This window comes from Burkholderia sp. Bp8992, assembly GCF_003853705.1.
Taxonomy (GTDB): domain Bacteria; phylum Pseudomonadota; class Gammaproteobacteria; order Burkholderiales; family Burkholderiaceae; genus Burkholderia.
In genome coordinates, this window is the sequence record NZ_QTQI01000014.1 from 49,741 (window position 1) to 67,495 (window position 17,755).

The window sequence follows — 17,755 nt, forward strand, 5'->3', positions numbered from 1 at the left end:
ACGGCAGATGATGAAAAAGACGACCCTGAAAACGGTGTTCCTGACCGGCTTGCTGGTTCTCGTCCCGCTCGCGATCACGCTGTGGGTGCTCGGCCTCATCATCGGCACGATGGACCAGACGCTGCTCCTGCTGCCCGAATCGTGGCAGCCCGAGCGGATGCTCGGCTTCCATCTGCCGGGGATCGGCGCGGTGCTGACGCTCGCGTTCATCTTCGTCGTCGGGCTGGCCACGCAGAACTTCATCGGCCAGAAGCTCGTCACGTGGTGGAACGCGGTCGTGCGTCACATCCCGGTCGTCGGGCCGATCTACACGAGCGTCAAGCAGGTGTCGGACACGCTGCTGTCGAGCAGCGGCAACGCGTTCCGCAAGGCGCTGCTGATCGAATACCCGCGCCGCGGCTCGTATACGATCGCGTTTCTGACCGGCACGCCCGGCGGCGACGTGGTCAACCATCTGACGGAAGAGTACGTGAGCGTGTACGTGCCCACGACGCCGAACCCGACGTCGGGCTTCTTCCTGATGCTGCCAAAGAGCGAAGTCATCGAACTCGACATGTCGGTCGATGCCGCGCTCAAGTACATCGTCTCGATGGGCGTCGTGGCGCCTCCGGCGCCGGCTCCGGCGCCCGCCCGCCGCCCCGTCGAGCCGCCGCTGTAAGTAAAGAATCATCGCCCGGGCCGCGCGTTGCGGCACCCGTTGATCAAACCGAACGAAAGCAAACATCATGTCGATGCGTACTGAATACTGCGGTCTCGTGACCGAACACCTGCTGGGCCAAACCGTGTCGCTGTGCGGCTGGGTGCAGCGCCGCCGCGATCACGGCGGTGTGATCTTCATCGACCTGCGCGATCGTGAAGGCCTCGTGCAGGTGGTATGCGACCCGGATCGCGCGGAGATGTTCGCGACCGCCGAAGGCGTGCGCAACGAGTTCTGCGTGCAGATCAAGGGCCTCGTGCGCAACCGTCCGGAAGGCACGGTCAACGCCGGCCTGAAGAGCGGCAAGATCGAAGTGCTGTGCCACGAACTGAACGTGCTGAACGCGTCGGTCACGCCGCCGTTCCAGCTCGACGACGACAACCTGTCGGAAACGACGCGCCTCACGCACCGCGTGCTCGACCTGCGCCGCCCGCAGATGCAGCACAACCTGCGCCTGCGCTACCGCGTCGCGATCGAGGCACGCAAGTACCTCGACGAGCAGGGCTTCATCGACATCGAAACGCCGATGCTGACGAAGAGCACGCCGGAAGGCGCGCGCGACTACCTCGTGCCGTCGCGCGTGAACGCGGGCCAGTTCTTCGCGCTGCCGCAGTCGCCGCAGCTGTTCAAGCAGCTGCTGATGGTCGCGAACTTCGACCGTTACTACCAGATCACCAAGTGCTTCCGCGACGAGGACCTCCGCGCCGACCGCCAGCCGGAATTCACGCAGATCGACTGCGAAACGTCGTTCCTCGGCGAGCAGGAAATCCGTGACCTGTTCGAAGACATGATCCGTCACATCTTCAAGACGACGATCGACGTCGAGCTCGACGCCAAATTCCCGGTGATGCCGTACTCGGAAGCGATGGCGCGTTTCGGTTCGGACAAGCCGGACCTGCGCGTGCAGCTCGAATTCACCGAGCTGACCGACGCGATGAAGGACGTCGACTTCAAGGTGTTCAGCACGCCGGCCAACGCGAAGGACGGCCGTGTCGCGGCGCTGCGCGTGCCGAAGGGCAGCGAACTGTCGCGCGGCGACATCGACGGCTACACGGAATTCGTGCGCATCTACGGCGCGAAGGGCCTCGCCTGGATCAAGGTCAACGAGAAGGCGAAGGGCCGCGACGGCCTGCAAAGCCCGATCGTCAAGAACCTGCACGACGCGTCGATCGCGGCGATCCTCGAGCGCACCGGCGCTGAAGACGGCGACATCATCTTCTTCGCGGCCGACCGCGCGAAGGTCGTCAACGACAGCCTCGGCGCACTGCGCCTGAAGATCGGCCATTCGGAATTCGGCAAGGCGAACGGCCTCGTCCAGGCCGGCTGGAAGCCGCTGTGGGTCGTCGACTTCCCGATGTTCGAATACGACGACGAAGATGCGCGCTACGTGGCTGCGCACCACCCGTTCACGAGCCCGAAGGACGAGCACCTCGAGTACCTCGAGACCGACCCGGGCCGCTGCCTCGCGAAGGCCTACGACATGGTGCTGAACGGCTGGGAAATCGGCGGCGGCTCGGTGCGTATCCACCGCGAGGAAGTGCAGAGCAAGGTGTTCCGTGCGCTGAAGATCGGCGCGGAAGAAGCGCAGCTGAAGTTCGGCTTCCTGCTGGACGCGCTGCAGTACGGCGCGCCGCCGCACGGCGGTATCGCATTCGGTCTCGACCGCATCGTCACGATGATGGCCGGCGCCGATTCGATCCGCGACGTGATCGCGTTCCCGAAGACGCAGCGTGCGCAGGATCTGCTCACGCAAGCGCCGAGCCCGGTCGACGAGCGCCAGCTGCGCGAACTGCACATCCGTCTGCGTCAGCCGGAGCAGCCGAAGGCGTAACGCGTTCGGTACCCGGTCGTGTGTGCGGTCGCGCGCACACGACACCTACGAAAAAGGCGCAGCGATGCGCCTTTTTCATTTTTTGCGGTACAGTCGCAGCACTTGCCGCACGTTCGGGGCACATGCCCGACGCACGGCCCTGTGCCGCATGAAACAACGATGACGAAGCCGCCGAAAATCCCCGAATCCGTTCTTGTCGTGATCTACACGCCCGACCTCGATGTACTCGTGATCAAGCGTGCCGACCAGCCCGATTTCTGGCAATCGGTCACCGGCTCGAAAGACGCGCTCGACGAGCCGCTCGCCGTGACGGCCGCGCGCGAAGTGGCCGAGGAAACCGGCATCGCCGTCGGCACGCCCGACGTGCCGGCCAGCGCGCTCGTCGACTGGCGCCACCGGATCGAATACACGATCTATCCGCAATACCTGCATCGCTATGCACCGGGCGTCACGCGCAACGTCGAGCACTGGTTCGGCCTGTGCGTGCCGCGTCGCGTCGACGTGACACTGTCGCCGCGCGAGCACGTCGACCATGCGTGGCTGCCGTTCCGCGAGGCGGCCGCGCGCTGCTTCTCGCCGTCGAATGCGGAGGCGATCCTGCAACTGCCCGCGCGCGTGGCCCTGTCGCGCGCGCCGCACGGCTCGTCCGCATGACGGCGGAGGCCCGCAAGCGCTTCGCGCAATTGCGGCAGATGTTCCTGCAGGAACGCGGTTCCGCATCGCGGCTCGCGTTCACGGCCGGCAATACGGTGCGGCTGTGCGAAACCGGCGGCGAATTCTTCCGGGCGCTGATCGAGCGGATCGACGCCGCCCGCGAGCAGGTGATGCTCGAAACCTACATCTTCTGCGACGACGCGGCGGGGCGGCCGGTGTCGGACGCGCTGATCCGTGCGGCGCGGCGCGGCGTGCGCGTGCGCGTGATCACCGACGGCATCGGCACCGCGCGCCTGCCGCTGTTCGACACCTGGGCCGAGGCCGGCGTCGAGCATTGCATCTACAACCGCTTCCTGTTCGGCCGCTTCGGCTTCTCGCGCACGCACCGCAAGCTCGCGGTGATCGATCATGCGGCCGCGTTCTGCGGCGGCATCAACATCGTCGACGACTATGCGCAGAACGGCACGACGCTGCCGTTTCCGCGCTGGGATTTCGCGGTCGAGATGGCGGGGCCCGCGGTGTCCGACGTGCGCGCCGCGTTCGAACTGCAGTGGCACCGGATCCAGTTCGGCCACAAGCCGTACGCGCAGTACGCGGCCGGGCTGCACGGCGGCGAAGCGTTCCCCGACATGTTCCGGCGCTGGATGCGCAGCCACCGGTGGATCAAGGCCGGTGCGCTCAGGGTCGTGACGGAGCCGAGCGTCGCGTTCGTCGCGCGCGACAACGTCGTGAACCGCCGCGCGATCGAGAAGGCCTATCTCGCCGCGATCGGCCAGGCGCGCCAGCGGATCCTGCTTGCGAATCCGTACTTCATGCCGGGCCGCAAGCTGCGCCGTGCGCTGACGGGCGCGGCACGGCGCGGCGTCGACGTGCGGATCCTGATCGGCCGCAAGGAGTTCGCGGCGCTCGATACGGCCGTGCCGTTCCTCTATCACGCGCTGCTGCGCGCGGGCGTGCGCGTTGCCGAATACGACAAGACGATGCTGCACGGCAAGGTCGCGGTGATCGACGACAACTGGGCGACGGTCGGCTCGTCGAACCTGGACGCGCTGAGCCTGATGCTGAACAATGAAGCGAACGTCGTGCTGGTGCGCTACGATGCAGTCACGAACGAACTGCGCGACGCGATCGCGGCCGCGTTCGCCGATGGCCGGGAGATCGACCCCGCGCGCTTCGCCGCGCGCCCGCGCGTCGAGCGGCTGCTGAACTGGCTTGCGTACACCACGTATCGTCTCGTGATGAAGGCGCTGACGGTCGGCGGTTACGACTGACGCAGACTAAGCATTCGCTTCAAAATATCTGTCCGCACGTTCGTGCGGAAAAGCCGCTCCGGTCCCGCCGGAATCGCGCAAAATAGCGGCTCGGTTAGACACCGGTTTCTAATAATTTCCTTGTTTCGCGAGCGGCCGCACTCAATAATAGTACGGCCGTTCGATTTTATTCGAACCCCCGAACGGTTACAGAAATAGCTATGCGAAAAGGCGAACAGACGCGTGCCGCGATACTTGAAGCTGCTTTGGACCTCGCCAGCCGTGACGGGCTGGAGGGGCTGACGATCGGCCTGCTGGCCGAGCGCATGCAGATGAGCAAGAGCGGTGTGTTCGCGCACTTCGGATCGCGTGAAGACCTGCAGGTCGAGGTCGTCCGCGAGTATCACCATCGTTTCGAAAACGAGGTGTTCTTTCCGAGCCTGCGCGAACCGCGAGGCTTGCCGCGCCTTCGGGCGATGCTGGCCCGCTGGACGGAGAAGCGCATCCAGGAGGTGACGACGGGATGCATCTACATCAGCGGTGCGGTCGAGTACGACGATCGGCCTGACAGCCCCGTGCGCGAGCAGTTGATCGCGAGCGTGACGGCCTGGCGTGCCGCGATGCTGCGTGCCATTTCGCAGGCGAAGGAAGAAGGCCATCTGCGTGCGGATACCGATCCGGACCTGATGCTCTTCGAGTTGTACAGCTTCACGCTCGGCCTGCATCACGACGCACGCTTCCTGCATTCGCCGGACGCCGTGCGCCTCACGTGGGCCGCGCTGGAAAAGACGATTGTTTCGTATCAGAGCGAGAGCCGTTAGCGGCGCGTGACCCGCCCGCCAGGAGCTCGAGCCGTTTTGCCCACCTTTGGAGAGAGTCATGGGACAGTACGCCGCGCCGCTGCGCGACATGCAATTCGTGTTGCACGAGCTTCTGAACGTCGAAGCCGAAGTCAAGCAAATGCCCAAGCATGCGGACCTCGACGCCGACACGATCAACCAGGTCCTCGAGGAAGCGGGCAAGTTCTGCTCCGAGGTACTGTTCCCGCTGAACCAGGTCGGCGACCGCGAAGGCTGCACGTATGAAGGCGACGGCGTCGTGAAGACCCCGACCGGCTTCAAGGAGGCCTACCAGCAATACGTCGAGGCCGGCTGGCCGGCGCTCGGCTGCGATCCGGACTACGGCGGCCAGGGCCTGCCCGCGTTCGTGAACAACGCGCTCTACGAAATGATGAACTCGGCGAACCAGGCCTGGACGATGTATCCGGGCCTGTCGCACGGCGCGTACGAATGCCTGCACGCGCACGGCGCGCCGGAACTGCAGAAGGCCTACCTGCCGAAGCTCGTGACCGGCGAATGGACCGGCACGATGTGCCTGACCGAGCCGCATTGCGGCACCGACCTCGGCATCCTGCGCACCAAGGCAGAACCGAACGGCGACGGCTCGTACTCGATCAGCGGCACGAAGATCTTCATCTCGAGCGGCGAGCACGACATGGCCGAGAACATCATCCACCTCGTGCTCGCGCGCCTGCCGGACGCGCCGCAGGGCACGAAGGGGATCTCGCTGTTCATCGTGCCGAAGTTCATTCCCGACGCAGCGGGCGCGCCGGGCGAGCGCAACGGCATCAAGTGCGGCTCGATCGAGCACAAGATGGGCATCCACGGCAACTCGACGTGCGTGATGAACCTCGACAACGCGAAGGGCTGGATGGTCGGCGAGCCGAACAAGGGCTTGAACGCGATGTTCGTGATGATGAACGCGGCACGTCTCGGCGTGGGCGCGCAAGGTCTCGGCCTCACGGAAGTCGCGTACCAGAACTCGCTCGCGTATGCGAAGGATCGCCTGCAGATGCGCTCGCTGACGGGCCCGAAGGCACCGGACAAGCCGGCCGACCCGATCATCGTGCATCCGGACGTGCGCCGCATGCTGCTCACGCAGAAGGCCTACGCGGAAGGTGCGCGTGCGTTCACGTACTGGTCCGCGCTGCAGATCGACAAGGAGCTGTCGCATGCCGACGAAGCCGTGCGCAAGGAAGCGGCCGACCTCGTCGCGCTGCTCACGCCGATCATCAAGGCGTTCCTGACCGACAACGCGTTCGAGTGCACGAACCACGCGATGCAGATCTACGGCGGCCACGGCTTCATCTCCGAGTGGGGCATGGAGCAGTACGTGCGCGACGCGCGGATCAACATGATCTACGAAGGCACGAACTCGATCCAGTCGCTCGACCTGCTGGGCCGCAAGGTGCTCGGCGACATGGGCGCGAAGCTGAAGAAGTTCGGCAAGCTCGTGACGGAATTCGCGGAAGCCGAAGGCGTGAAGCCGGAAATGGCCGAGTTCATCAACCCGCTCGCCGACATCGGTGAAAAGGTGCAGAAGCTGACGATGGAAATCGGCATGAAGGCGATGCAGAACCCCGACGAAGTCGGTGCTGCCGCCGTGCCGTACCTGCGTACCGTCGGCCACCTGGTGTTCTCGTACTTCTGGGCGCGCATGGCACGCCTCGCCCTCGACAACGAAGCGTCGGGCGACCCGTTCTACAAGTCGAAGCTCGCCACCGCTCGCTTCTACTTCGCGCGCCTGCTGCCCGAAACGGCGTCGACGATCCGCGCCGCGCGCGCCGGTTCGAAGACGCTGATGGAAGTCGACGAATCGCTGTTCTGACGCGAGTCCGGGCGGTGCGCGCCGCGCGCCGCCCGAACGCAACGGTTCCTGGTACTCACTTCGCCGTGCAGCCCCCACACCCGCGCTGCACGACACTATCCGGAGACATCCCGTGAGCAATTTCCTGATTCGCAAGGTCGCCGTGCTGGGCGCCGGCGTGATGGGCGCGCAGATCGCCGCGCACCTCATCAACGCGCGCGTGCCGGTGCTGCTGTTCGACCTGCCGGCCAAGGAAGGCCCGAAAAACGCGATCGCGCTGAAGGCGATCGAGAACCTGAAGAAGCTGTCGCCCGCGCCGTTCGGCGTGAAGGACGACGCGAAGTACCTCGAGGCAGCGAACTACGAAGACGACATCGCGAAGCTGGCCGAATGCGACGTCGTGATCGAGGCGATCGCCGAGCGGATGGACTGGAAGCACGACCTGTACAAGAAGGTCGCGCCGCACATCGCGCCGAACGCGATTTTCGCGACCAACACGTCGGGCCTGTCGATCACGAAGCTGTCCGAAGGTTTCTCGGACGAGCTGAAGTCGCGCTTCTGCGGCGTGCACTTCTTCAACCCGCCGCGCTACATGCACCTCGTCGAACTGATCCCGACCGCGCATACGCGTCCGGAGATCCTCGACCAGCTCGAGACGTTCCTGACGAGCATCGTCGGCAAGGGCGTCGTGCGCGCGAAGGACACGCCGAACTTCATCGCGAACCGCGTCGGCATCTTCTCGATCCTCGCGGTGATCACCGAGGCCGCGAAGTTCGGCCTGCGCTTCGACGAAGTCGACGACCTGACCGGCAGCCGCCTCGGCCGCGCGAAGTCGGCGACGTTCCGCACCGCGGACGTGGTCGGCCTCGACACGATGGCGCACGTGATCAAGACGATGCAGGACAACCTCGCCGACGATCCGTTCTTCCCGGTCTACCAGACGCCTGCCGTGCTCGCCGAACTGGTGAAGCAGGGCGCGCTCGGCCAGAAGACGGGCGGCGGTTTCTACAAGAAGGAAGGCAAGGCGATCAAGGTGCTCGACGCGAAGACGGGCACCTACGTCGATTCGGGCGCGAAGGCTGACGAGACGGTCGGCCGCATCCTGAAGCGTCCGCCGGCGGAGCGCCTGAAGCTGCTGCGCGAGACGGACCATCCGCACGCGCAGTTCCTGTGGTCGATCTTCCGCGACGTGTTCCACTACATCGGCGTGCATCTCGAGTCGATCGCCGACAACGCGCGCGACGTCGACCTCGCGATCCGCTGGGGCTTCGGCTGGAACGAAGGCCCGTTCGAAGGCTGGCAGGCCGCCGGCTGGAAGCAGGTCGCCGAGTGGGTGCAGGAAGACATCGCGGCCGGCAAGGCGCTGGCAAACGTGCCGCTGCCGTCGTGGGTGCTCGAAGGCCCGGTCGCCGAGAAGGGCGGCGTGCACACCGCCGAAGGCTCGTGGGCGCCGGCTGCGAAGCGCTTCGTGCCGCGTTCGGACCTCGCGGTCTACGACAAGCAGGTATTCCGCGCGCCGCTGCTCGGCGAAGCCGGTGCCGATCCGAAGACGTACGGCAAGACGCTGTTCGAGACCGATGCCGTGCGCGCATGGGTCGACGACCGTGCCGGCGAGGACGACGTCGTGATCGTGTCGTTCAAGTCGAAGATGAACACGATCGGACCGAGCGTGATCGACGGCCTCGTGCAGGCGATCGAACTCGCGGAGAAGGACTACAAGGGCGTGGTGATCTGGCAGCCGACGTCGCTGAAGCTCGGCACGCCGGGCGGCCCGTTCTCGGCCGGCGCGAACCTCGAGGAGGCGATGCCCGCGTTCATGATGGGCGGCGCGAAGGGCATCGAGCCGTTCGTGAAGAAGTTTCAGGAAGGCATGCTGCGCGTGAAGTACGCGAACGTGCCGGTCGTCGCGGCCGTGTCGGGCATCGCGCTCGGCGGCGGGTGCGAGCTGATGCTGCACAGCGCGAAGCGTGTCGTGCACGTCGAGAGCTACATCGGTCTCGTCGAAGTGGGCGTCGGCCTCGTGCCGGCAGGCGGCGGCCTGAAGGAAGCGGCGCTGCGCGCGGCGGATGCCGCAACGGCCGCGAACGCGACCACCGACATCCTGAAGTTCGTCACGAAGTCGTTCGAGAACGCGGCGATGGCGAAGGTCTCGGCGTCCGCGCACGATGCGCGTGCGATGGGCTACGTGAAGCCGTCCGACACGATCATCTTCAACGTGTTCGAACTGCTCGACACCGCGAAGAAGGAAGCGCGTGCGCTGGCCGCCACCGGCTATCGCGCACCGCTGCGCGCGAAGGACGTGCCGGTGGCAGGCCGTTCGGCGATCGCGACGATCAAGGCATCGCTCGTCAACATGCGTGACGGCCGCTTCATCAGCGACCACGACTACCTGATCGCGAGCCGCATCGCCGAAGCCGTGTGCGGCGGCGACGTCGAAGCCGGCAGCCTCGTCGACGAGCAGTGGCTGCTCGCGCTGGAGCGCCGCGCGTTCGTCGAGCTGCTCGGCACGCAGAAGACGCAGGAACGGATCATGGGCATGTTGCAGACCGGCAAGCCGGTGCGTAACTGAGCGAGCGGATAAGGCAAGGAGTCTCAAATGAGCAAACAATTGCAAGACGCATACATCGTCGCCGCCAGCCGCACGCCGATCGGCAAGGCCCCGCGCGGTGTCTTCAAGAACACGCGCCCGGACGAGCTGCTGGTCCACGCGATCAAGTCGGCGGTCGCGCAGGTGCCCGGCTTCGACACGAAGCTGATCGAGGACGCGATCATCGGCTGCGCGATTCCGGAAGCCGAGCAGGGCCTGAACGTCGCGCGCATGGGCGCGCTGCTCGCGGGCCTGCCGCAGACGGTCGGCGGCGTGACGGTCAACCGCTTCTGCGCGTCGGGCATCACCGCGCTCGCGATGGCGGCCGACCGGATTCGTGTCGGCGAATCGGACGCGATCTTCGCGGGCGGCTGCGAATCGATGAGCATGGTGCCGATGATGGGCAACAAGCCGTCGATGTCGCCGCACATCTTCGACCGCAATGAAGACTTCGGCATCGCGTACGGGATGGGCCTGACCGCCGAGCGCGTCGCCGAGCAGTGGAAGGTGAGCCGCGAAGACCAGGACGCGTTCTCGGTCGAGTCGCACCGCAAGGCACTCGCGGCGCAGCAGGCCGGCGAATTCAACGACGAGATCGCCGCGTACACGATCAGCGAGCGTTTCCCGAACCTCGCGACCGGCGAAGTCGACGTGAAGACGCGCGAGATCAAGCTCGACGAGGGTCCGCGCGCGGATACGTCGATCGAAGGCCTCGCGAAGCTGCGCACGGTGTTCGCGAACAAGGGCTCGGTCACGGCCGGCAACAGCTCGCAGACGTCGGACGGCGCGGGCGCGCTGCTCGTCGTGTCGGAGAAGGTGCTGAAGGAATTCAACCTGACGCCGCTCGCGCGCTTCGTGAGCTTCGCGGTGCGCGGCGTGCCGCCGGAAATCATGGGCATCGGCCCGAAGGAAGCGATTCCGGCCGCGCTGAAGGCTGCCGGCCTGAAGCAGGACGATCTCGACTGGATCGAACTGAACGAGGCGTTCGCCGCGCAGTCGCTGGCTGTGATGCGCGATCTCGGCCTCGATCCGTCGAAGGTCAACCCGCTGGGCGGCGCGATCGCACTCGGCCACCCGCTCGGCGCGACCGGCGCGATCCGCGCGGCGACTGTCGTGCACGGCCTGCGCCGCCGCAACCTGAAGTACGGGATGGTCACGATGTGCGTCGGCACCGGCATGGGCGCCGCGGGCATCATCGAACGCCTGTAAGCGGGACGCGACGAAAGACGACGACGGTGCGCGGGCCACGAGCTCGCGCACCGTTTTTTCATTCCGATAGAGGAAAGTCAAAGGAGACGGTTGTGGCCGAAATTCAAGTGGAACGCGCCGAAGGCGTGATGACGATCACGATCGCGCGCCCGGCGAAGAAGAACGCGCTGACGGCGGCGATGTACCAGACGATGGCCGACGCGCTCGCCGACGCGCAGGAAGACAAGGCGATCCGCGTGATCCTGCTGCGCGGCAGCGACGGCAATTTCAGCGCAGGGAACGATCTCGAGGATTTCCTGAAGGCGCCGCCGAAGGACGACACCGCGCCGGTATTCCAGTTTCTCGCGCGGATCAGCAGCGCGAGCAAGCCGATCGTGGCCGCGGTGCCGGGCATTGCGGTCGGCGTCGGCGTGACGATGCTGCTGCACTGCGATCTGGTCTACGCGGCGGACACCGCGACGTTCTCGCTGCCGTTCGCGCAGCTCGGGCTGTGCCCGGAAGCCGCGTCGAGCGTGCTGCTGCCGCGCCTGGCCGGCCATCAGGTCGCCGCCGAGAAGCTGTTGCTCGGCGAAGCGTTCGACGCGCTGGAAGCGCACCGGATCGGCATCGTCAACCGCGTGCTGCCGGCTGCCGAACTCGACGCGTTCGCGGCGAAGCAGGCGGCCAAGCTCGCGGCGCTGCCGGCGTCGTCGCTGCGCGTGACGAAGGCGCTGCTGAAGGACTCGGGCGGTGTCGCGACGTCCGCGCGGATGGCCGAGGAAGCCGGCCATTTCTCCGCGATGCTGCGTGCGCCGGAAGCGCGCGAGGCGATGACGGCGTTCTTCGAGAAGCGCAAGCCGGATTTCCGTCAGTTCGACTGACGGAGCAGGGTGCGCCGACGTGTGACCGCCGGCGCGATCCCGCGATGGCGGTCAGGCCGTGCCGTAGTCGACGTGGCCGGTTTCGCGGCAGAAGCTGACGAGCCGCAAGCCGGCCGCCTTCGCGATCTCGATCGCGAGCGACGACGGCGCGGAGATGGTCGCGACCAGCGGGATGCCGACGCGCGCGGCCTTGCGCACGAGCTCGTAGCTCGCGCGGCTCGACAGGAACACGAAGCCGTCGGTCGTGTCGGCGCGCGCCAGCACGAGCGAGCCGATCAGCTTGTCGAGCGCGTTGTGGCGGCCGACATCCTCGAATGCCGTCCGGATCGCGCCTGTTGCGTCGCACCACGCGGCCGCGTGCAGGCCGCCGGTCAGCTTCGTGAGCGCCTGGTGCGCCGGCAGCCCGTGCGCCGCGTGCGCGAGCGCGTCGGGAGCGAGGCGCGCGAGAAAGCCCGTGTCGGGCACGCGTTCGGGCGCGAGGTCGAGCAGGTCGATGCTTTCGATCCCGCACACGCCGCAGCCCGTGCGCCCCGCGAGCGCGCGGCGCCGGTCCTTCAGCGCGGCGAATGCCTGCTGGACGACCTCCAGGTGCACTTCCGCATGCGGCAGCGGCGCATCGGCGTGCAGGATTACCTCGATGTCCTTGATGTCGCTGCCGCGCGCGACGATCCCTTCCGAGATCGCGAAGCCGACCGCGAACGCTTCGAGGTCGCACGGCGTACACATCATCACCGCGTGCGAAATGCCGTTGAACACGAGCGCGACCGGCCATTCCTGGCCCACGTAGTCGTGCGCGGTCTCGACGGCGCCGCCGCGCGTGCGCCGCACGGACAGTTCGATCACGCCGCGCGGTTCGTCGCGCAGGTCGTCGCGCAGTCCATCGGATTGGGTCGGATTCACGAGCACTCCCGTTGATTCGAGGCACGGCCGGCGACAATCGTGCCGCCGCCCGCGCGCAGAGGTTCTAAAATACCTCAGGCAGGCCGGCCGCGCCGGCATCCGCCACGTCAGGTAACGACCATGGGACTCAGCGACGCTCCGTTGCTCTTCAACTTCGAACACGATTCGTCGGAAAACTTCACGTACATCCCGATGATCGTGCGTTTCAATCTCGACCGCTTCGGTTTGCGGATCTCGCTCGAACAGTGGCAGTTGCTGCCGCTCGAGGACCGCAAGCTGCTCGCGCGCTTTCCGGCCGACGACGACACCGCGATCGAGCCCAACTTCGATCACGCGCTGTTCGAAATGCTGCGCACGCATGCGGATCTGGAACCGTCATGGTTCCAGCCGGACGAGCAGCCGACCTGGCGCGCCGTCGACGCGGTGCCGGAGTCGCTCGTGCAGCAGAGCGCGCTGGCCGGACTGACGGCGCCGGCGCTCGCGCAGTGGCAGCAGCTCGCGCCGTTCCAGCGCTACGTGCTGGTCAAGCTGTCGCGCAAGCCGAAGCTGAATCACGATTTCCTGCCCGCGATGCGGGAGTTCGGGCTGACGGCCACGCACTGACGCGGCCGTACACGGTGCGCCGCGCGGTCGCGGCGCGTGCCGGTCAGAGCGGCGGCAGTTGGCGCGGCTTGCGGTCCGGGCCGGTCGCGACGTACGTGAGCGTCGCTTCGGTGACCTTCACGATTTCGCCCATCAGGCGCATGCGCTGCGCGTACACCTCGACGTCGACCGTGATCGACGTGTTGCCGGTACGCGTGATGGTCGCGTAGAAGCTCAGCAGGTCGCCGACGAACACCGGCTGCTTGAACACGAACGAGTTGACCGCGACCGTCGCGACACGGCCGTTCGCGCGCTGGCTCGCGGGGATCGAGCCGGCGATGTCGACCTGCGACATGATCCAGCCGCCGAACACGTCGCCGTGGACATTCGCGTCGTGCGGTTGCGGGACGACGCGCAATGCGGGCTGCTTCTGCGGGAGTTCGAGGGTCGAATCGGTCATGGCGGGGGCTTTCATCCTGTAATAAATGGGCCGCCGCGCGCAGGCGGGCCGGCGAGGCCGCCGGCAGCGGCGCGAAGCGGCTTCTGCGACAATACAACGTTCGCAAATTGTACGAGAAAGCGCGCGAGCCGGCCGTCGATACACGCGTCGTGCACCGCCACCGAGACTTCCCCCATGCGCCGATTCCCTGCTTCCGGCGAGCCCGCGCCGGCTTCGACCGGGCCCCGCAACGACTGGCAGACCATCCGGTCGCTGCTGCCGTACCTGACCACCTACAAATGGCGCGTCGCGCTCGCGCTCGCCTGCCTGATCGGCGCGAAGGTCGCGAACCTCGGCGTGCCGGTCGTGATGAAGCGCATCGTCGACCACCTGTCCTACGTGCAGCAGATCACCGCGCTCGGTCGTGCCGAGCAGTCGGCCGGCATCGTGCTCGCGGGCGGCGTCGGGCTGCTGGTCGTCGCGTATGCGCTCGTGCGGCTGTCGACGTCGCTGTTCACCGAGCTGCGCGAGATCCTGTTCTCGAAGGTCACCGAGAGCGCGGTGCGCCAGCTCGCGCTGCAGGTGTTCCGGCACCTGCACGGGCTGTCGCTGCGGTTCCATCTCGAACGCCAGACGGGCGGCATGTCGCGCGACATCGAGCGCGGCACGCGCGGCATCCAGCAACTCATTTCGTATTCGCTGTACAGCATCCTGCCGACGCTCGTCGAGGTCGGGCTCGTGCTCGGCTTCTTCGTCGTCAAGTACGAGGCCTATTACGCGTACGTGACGTTCGCGGCGCTGGTCACGTACATCGTGTTCACCGTGAAGGTCACCAACTGGCGCACGCACTTCCGCCGCACGATGAACGAACTCGATTCGCGCGCGAACTCGCGGGCGATCGATTCGCTGATCAACTACGAGACGGTGAAGTACTTCGGCAACGAGGAGTGGGAGGCGCAGCGCTACGACGAGAACCTGAAGCGCTACCGGAAGGCCGCGATCCGCTCGCAGAACTCGCTGTCGGTGCTGAACTTCGGCCAGCAGGCGATCATCGGCACGGGGCTCGTGTTCATCCTGTGGCGCGCGACGCAGGGCGTGCTCGCAGGCAAGCTGACGCTCGGCGATCTCGTGCTGATCAACACGTTCATGCTGCAGCTCTACATTCCGCTGAATTTCCTCGGCGTCGTGTATCGCGAGCTGAAACAGAGCCTGACCGACATGGACCGGATGTTCGGGCTGCTGTCGGCCGCGAAGGAAGTGGCCGACCGTCCCGATGCGCAGCCGCTCGCGGTGGCCGGCGCGCAGGTGCGCTTCGAGCACGTGAACTTCGCGTACGAGCCGGCGCGGCAGATCCTGCACGACGTGACGTTCACGATCGATGCGGGCACGACGACCGCGGTGGTCGGCCACAGCGGTTCGGGGAAATCGACGCTGTCGCGCCTGCTGTTCCGTTTCTACGATCTCGACCGCGAGGCGGGCGGTGCGATCCGGATCGACGGCCAGGACATCCGCGACGTCACGCAGGATTCGTTGCGCGCGTCGATCGGGATCGTGCCGCAGGACACCGTGCTGTTCAACGACTCGATCTATTACAACATCGCGTACGGCCGGCCGACCGCGACGCGCGACGAGGTGGTCGCGGCCGCGCGCGCCGCGCACATCCACGATTTCATCGAGAGCTTGCCGAAGGGCTATGACACGCCGGTCGGCGAGCGCGGGCTGAAGCTGTCGGGCGGCGAGAAGCAGCGCGTCGCGATCGCGCGCACGCTGTTGAAGGATCCGCCGGTACTGCTGTTCGACGAGGCGACGTCGGCGCTCGATTCGCGCTCGGAGCGCGCGATCCAGCACGAGCTCGACCAGATCGCGCGACACCGCACGACGCTCGTGATCGCGCACCGGCTGTCGACGGTCGTGCACGCGCAGCAGATCCTCGTGATGGACCACGGCCGGATCGTCGAGCGCGGCACGCACGACGAGCTCGTGCGCGCGGACGGGTTGTATGCGCAGATGTGGGCGCTGCAGCAGCAGCGCGCGGCGGCAGGCGGCGAAGAGGCCGAGGCCGCGTGAGCGGCGGCGCTGCACGCGGGGCGCGCAGCGGAAAGGGGGCGTGCCTGATGGCCGGGAGCCGGCCGGCGCCGGACCTGTTGATCAGCCAGGCCGACCCCGCCGGTTGGCCGGTCAGTCAACCGGCCGGCCAACCGGCGAGGCGATCAATCAAGCACGGCGTTCCGTCAGCCGATCACTTCGCGGCGCGCAGCCGTGCGTCGAGTTCGCCCAGCTGCGCCGGCGTGCCGACGTTCTCCCAGATACCTTCGTACAATTCGCCGCTCGCGCGGCCGGCTTCGATCGTCGCCTTGAAGTACGGCGACAGTGCGCGGTGCGCGCCGGGCTCGATGTCGCGGAACATCCGCGTGTCGTACAGGCCGATGCTGCCGAACGTGACGCGCGGCGCACCGGTGAGCGACAACTGCCCGTCGTCGCGGAGCACGAAGTCGCCGGCCGGATGGAACGGCGGGTTCGGCACCATGACGAGGTGCATCGCGGGCGCGTCGAGCGCGGCCATCCGTGCCGCGCGGGCCGCGAGCGTCCGGTAGTCGAATGCGCAGAACACGTCGCCCGCGATCGCCGCGAACACGGCCGGCTGCCCGTCGCGCTCGATGAGCGGCAGCGCCTGCGCGATGCCGCCCGCCGTTTCCAGCGCTTCGCCTTCGGCCGAATACGCGAGCCGCACGCCCCAGCGCGAACCGTCGCCGAGCGCGGCCTCGATCTGCTCGCCGAGCCACGCGTGGTTGATCACGATCGTCTCGATGCCCGCGCGCGCGAGCGCCTCGATCTGCCACACGATCAGCGGCTTGCCGCCGGCTTCGAGCAGCGGTTTCGGGCGGGTGTCGGTCAGCGGGCGCATCCGTTCGCCGCGCCCGGCGGCGAAGATCATCGCCGTGGTCAGGGTAGTGCTCATGTTCGGCCGGGTATCAGGACTCTGGGGGGCGGTCAGAACGTATAGCCGACGTCGGCCGGCGCGTTGCCCTCGAGCTCGTCGAGCAGCTTCGCGAACGGGACGAGCGGGCGGTAGCGCAGCGCAACCTTGCGTGCATACGCGATGAAGCGCGGCAGGTCGTTCAGGTAATGCGGCTTGCCGTCGCGGTAATTGATGCGCGCGAACAGGCCGAGGATCTTGATATGGCGCTGCAGCCCCATCCATTCGAGCTGGCGGTAGAACTCGCCGAAATCGGGATCGACCGGCACGCCGGCCTTTTTCGCCTTTTCCCAGTAGTACGCGAAGCAGTCGAGCTCGAACTCCTCGTCCCAGCTGACGAACGCGTCGCGCAGCAGCGACACGACGTCGTACGTCAGCGGCCCGTAGACGGCGTCCTGGAAGTCGAGCACGCCCGGGTTCGGCTCGCAGACCATCAGGTTGCGCGGCATGAAGTCGCGCAGCATGAAACCCTGCGGCTGCGCATGGGCGCTCGCGACCAGCAGCGCGAACGTGCGGTCGAGCGTGCCGCGCATCGCGTCGGTGACGGGCTTGCCGAGGTGGCGGCCGACGAACCATTCGGGCAGCAGCTCCATTTCGCGGCGCAGGAACGCTTCGTCGAACGGCGGCAGCACGTCGGGCAACGACCTGAGCTGGAAGCGGATCAGCGCATCGAGCGCGTCGCGCATCAGCGGCCGCGCGGCGACCGGGTCGGCCGGGTCGAGCACCGAGATGTACGACGTGCGGCCGAGATCGGTCACGAGCATGAAGCCCGCGTCGAAATCGTGGGCCAGCACGTCCGGCACGTGGTCGCCGGCCGCGGCGAGCAGCTGCGCGACCTGGACGAATTCACGGCACTTCTCGGGCGGCGGCGCGTCGACGGCGATCAGCGTGCCGCCGGCGCTCGTGGCCGATGCGACACGGAAATAGCGGCGGAAACTGGCGTCCGACGACGCGGGCGCGAGGGTCGACAGGTCGAGGGCATAGCGCTCGGCGAGCGGTTGCAGCCACGCGGTCAGGGCGTCGAGGCGGGCGTCGGGCTGGGATGCGGCGGATGGGGGCGTCATGAAACTCGGAGGAGGGGGGAACGTCTTGCCATATAATACCCCACGACTTTTTTGACGCG

At 66.9% G+C, this 17,755-nt stretch carries 15 protein-coding genes; 11 read left to right on the forward strand and 4 right to left on the reverse strand.

Features of this window, described 5'->3' with window-relative positions:
* Window positions 1-7 precede the first annotated feature (7 nt).
* From DIE03_RS20860 to DIE03_RS20900, 9 genes are all read left to right on the forward strand, one after another.
* On the forward strand, window positions 8-658 hold the full coding sequence (locus tag DIE03_RS20860; protein WP_059465763.1) for a DUF502 domain-containing protein: 651 nt from the start codon (window positions 8-10) through the stop codon (window positions 656-658).
* 67 nt (window positions 659-725) lie between these two features.
* Entirely contained in the window at window positions 726-2,528 is a 1,803-nt protein-coding gene (gene aspS / locus DIE03_RS20865) for an aspartate--tRNA ligase (protein ID WP_014896081.1), read from the forward strand.
* 159 nt (window positions 2,529-2,687) lie between these two features.
* The gene (gene nudB, locus DIE03_RS20870; protein ID WP_124453595.1) at window positions 2,688-3,182 is read left to right on the forward strand and encodes a dihydroneopterin triphosphate diphosphatase; all 495 of its coding nucleotides are present in this window, start codon (window positions 2,688-2,690) and stop codon (window positions 3,180-3,182) included.
* Window positions 3,179-4,453, forward strand: a complete 1,275-nt coding sequence (gene clsB, locus DIE03_RS20875; protein WP_124453597.1) for a cardiolipin synthase ClsB — start codon at window positions 3,179-3,181, stop codon at window positions 4,451-4,453. The genes nudB and clsB overlap by 4 nt, the downstream gene beginning before the upstream one ends.
* Before the next feature lie 200 nt (window positions 4,454-4,653).
* Window positions 4,654-5,253, forward strand: coding sequence for a TetR/AcrR family transcriptional regulator (locus DIE03_RS20880; protein WP_006751498.1), 600 nt, complete (start codon window positions 4,654-4,656; stop codon window positions 5,251-5,253).
* 58 nt (window positions 5,254-5,311) lie between these two features.
* Window positions 5,312-7,099 (forward strand): acyl-CoA dehydrogenase C-terminal domain-containing protein, encoded by a 1,788-nt coding sequence (locus DIE03_RS20885; protein WP_124453599.1) that lies wholly within the window; start codon window positions 5,312-5,314, stop codon window positions 7,097-7,099.
* 112 nt (window positions 7,100-7,211) lie between these two features.
* A complete protein-coding gene (locus tag DIE03_RS20890; RefSeq protein ID WP_124453601.1) occupies window positions 7,212-9,647 on the forward strand; it encodes a 3-hydroxyacyl-CoA dehydrogenase/enoyl-CoA hydratase family protein in 2,436 nt (811 codons plus the stop codon).
* A gap of 27 nt (window positions 9,648-9,674) precedes the next feature.
* The gene (locus tag DIE03_RS20895) at window positions 9,675-10,874 is read left to right on the forward strand and encodes an acetyl-CoA C-acyltransferase (RefSeq protein WP_124453603.1); all 1,200 of its coding nucleotides are present in this window, start codon (window positions 9,675-9,677) and stop codon (window positions 10,872-10,874) included.
* Between the two features lie 92 nt (window positions 10,875-10,966).
* Window positions 10,967-11,734: an enoyl-CoA hydratase gene (locus DIE03_RS20900; protein ID WP_124453605.1), complete on the forward strand. Its 768-nt coding sequence runs from the start codon at window positions 10,967-10,969 to the stop codon at window positions 11,732-11,734.
* A gap of 51 nt (window positions 11,735-11,785) precedes the next feature.
* Here DIE03_RS20900 and fdhD read toward each other — a convergent pair whose 3' ends face one another.
* Window positions 11,786-12,640 carry a formate dehydrogenase accessory sulfurtransferase FdhD gene (gene fdhD / locus DIE03_RS20905; RefSeq protein WP_124453607.1) on the reverse strand — a complete coding sequence of 285 codons (855 nt, stop codon included), beginning with the start codon at window positions 12,638-12,640 and terminating at the stop codon, window positions 11,786-11,788.
* Between the two features lie 114 nt (window positions 12,641-12,754).
* Between fdhD and DIE03_RS20910 the strand changes: the two genes are divergently transcribed.
* On the forward strand, window positions 12,755-13,237 hold the full coding sequence (locus DIE03_RS20910; RefSeq protein WP_124453609.1) for a nitrate reductase associated protein: 483 nt from the start codon (window positions 12,755-12,757) through the stop codon (window positions 13,235-13,237).
* A gap of 43 nt (window positions 13,238-13,280) precedes the next feature.
* On the opposite strand, the gene DIE03_RS20915 is transcribed toward DIE03_RS20910, so the two are convergent.
* Window positions 13,281-13,676 carry an acyl-CoA thioesterase gene (locus tag DIE03_RS20915; protein WP_034208354.1) on the reverse strand — a complete coding sequence of 132 codons (396 nt, stop codon included), beginning with the start codon at window positions 13,674-13,676 and terminating at the stop codon, window positions 13,281-13,283.
* A gap of 174 nt (window positions 13,677-13,850) precedes the next feature.
* Between DIE03_RS20915 and DIE03_RS20925 the strand changes: the two genes are divergently transcribed.
* Window positions 13,851-15,722 carry an ABC transporter ATP-binding protein/permease gene (locus tag DIE03_RS20925; RefSeq protein ID WP_124453612.1) on the forward strand — a complete coding sequence of 624 codons (1,872 nt, stop codon included), beginning with the start codon at window positions 13,851-13,853 and terminating at the stop codon, window positions 15,720-15,722.
* A gap of 172 nt (window positions 15,723-15,894) precedes the next feature.
* Here DIE03_RS20925 and murU read toward each other — a convergent pair whose 3' ends face one another.
* Together murU and DIE03_RS20935 are read right to left on the reverse strand one after the other, a co-directional pair.
* Entirely contained in the window at window positions 15,895-16,614 is a 720-nt protein-coding gene (gene murU, locus DIE03_RS20930; RefSeq protein WP_124453613.1) for an N-acetylmuramate alpha-1-phosphate uridylyltransferase MurU, read from the reverse strand.
* A gap of 32 nt (window positions 16,615-16,646) precedes the next feature.
* Entirely contained in the window at window positions 16,647-17,696 is a 1,050-nt protein-coding gene (locus DIE03_RS20935) for an aminoglycoside phosphotransferase family protein (protein ID WP_124453614.1), read from the reverse strand.
* Window positions 17,697-17,755 lie beyond the last annotated feature (59 nt).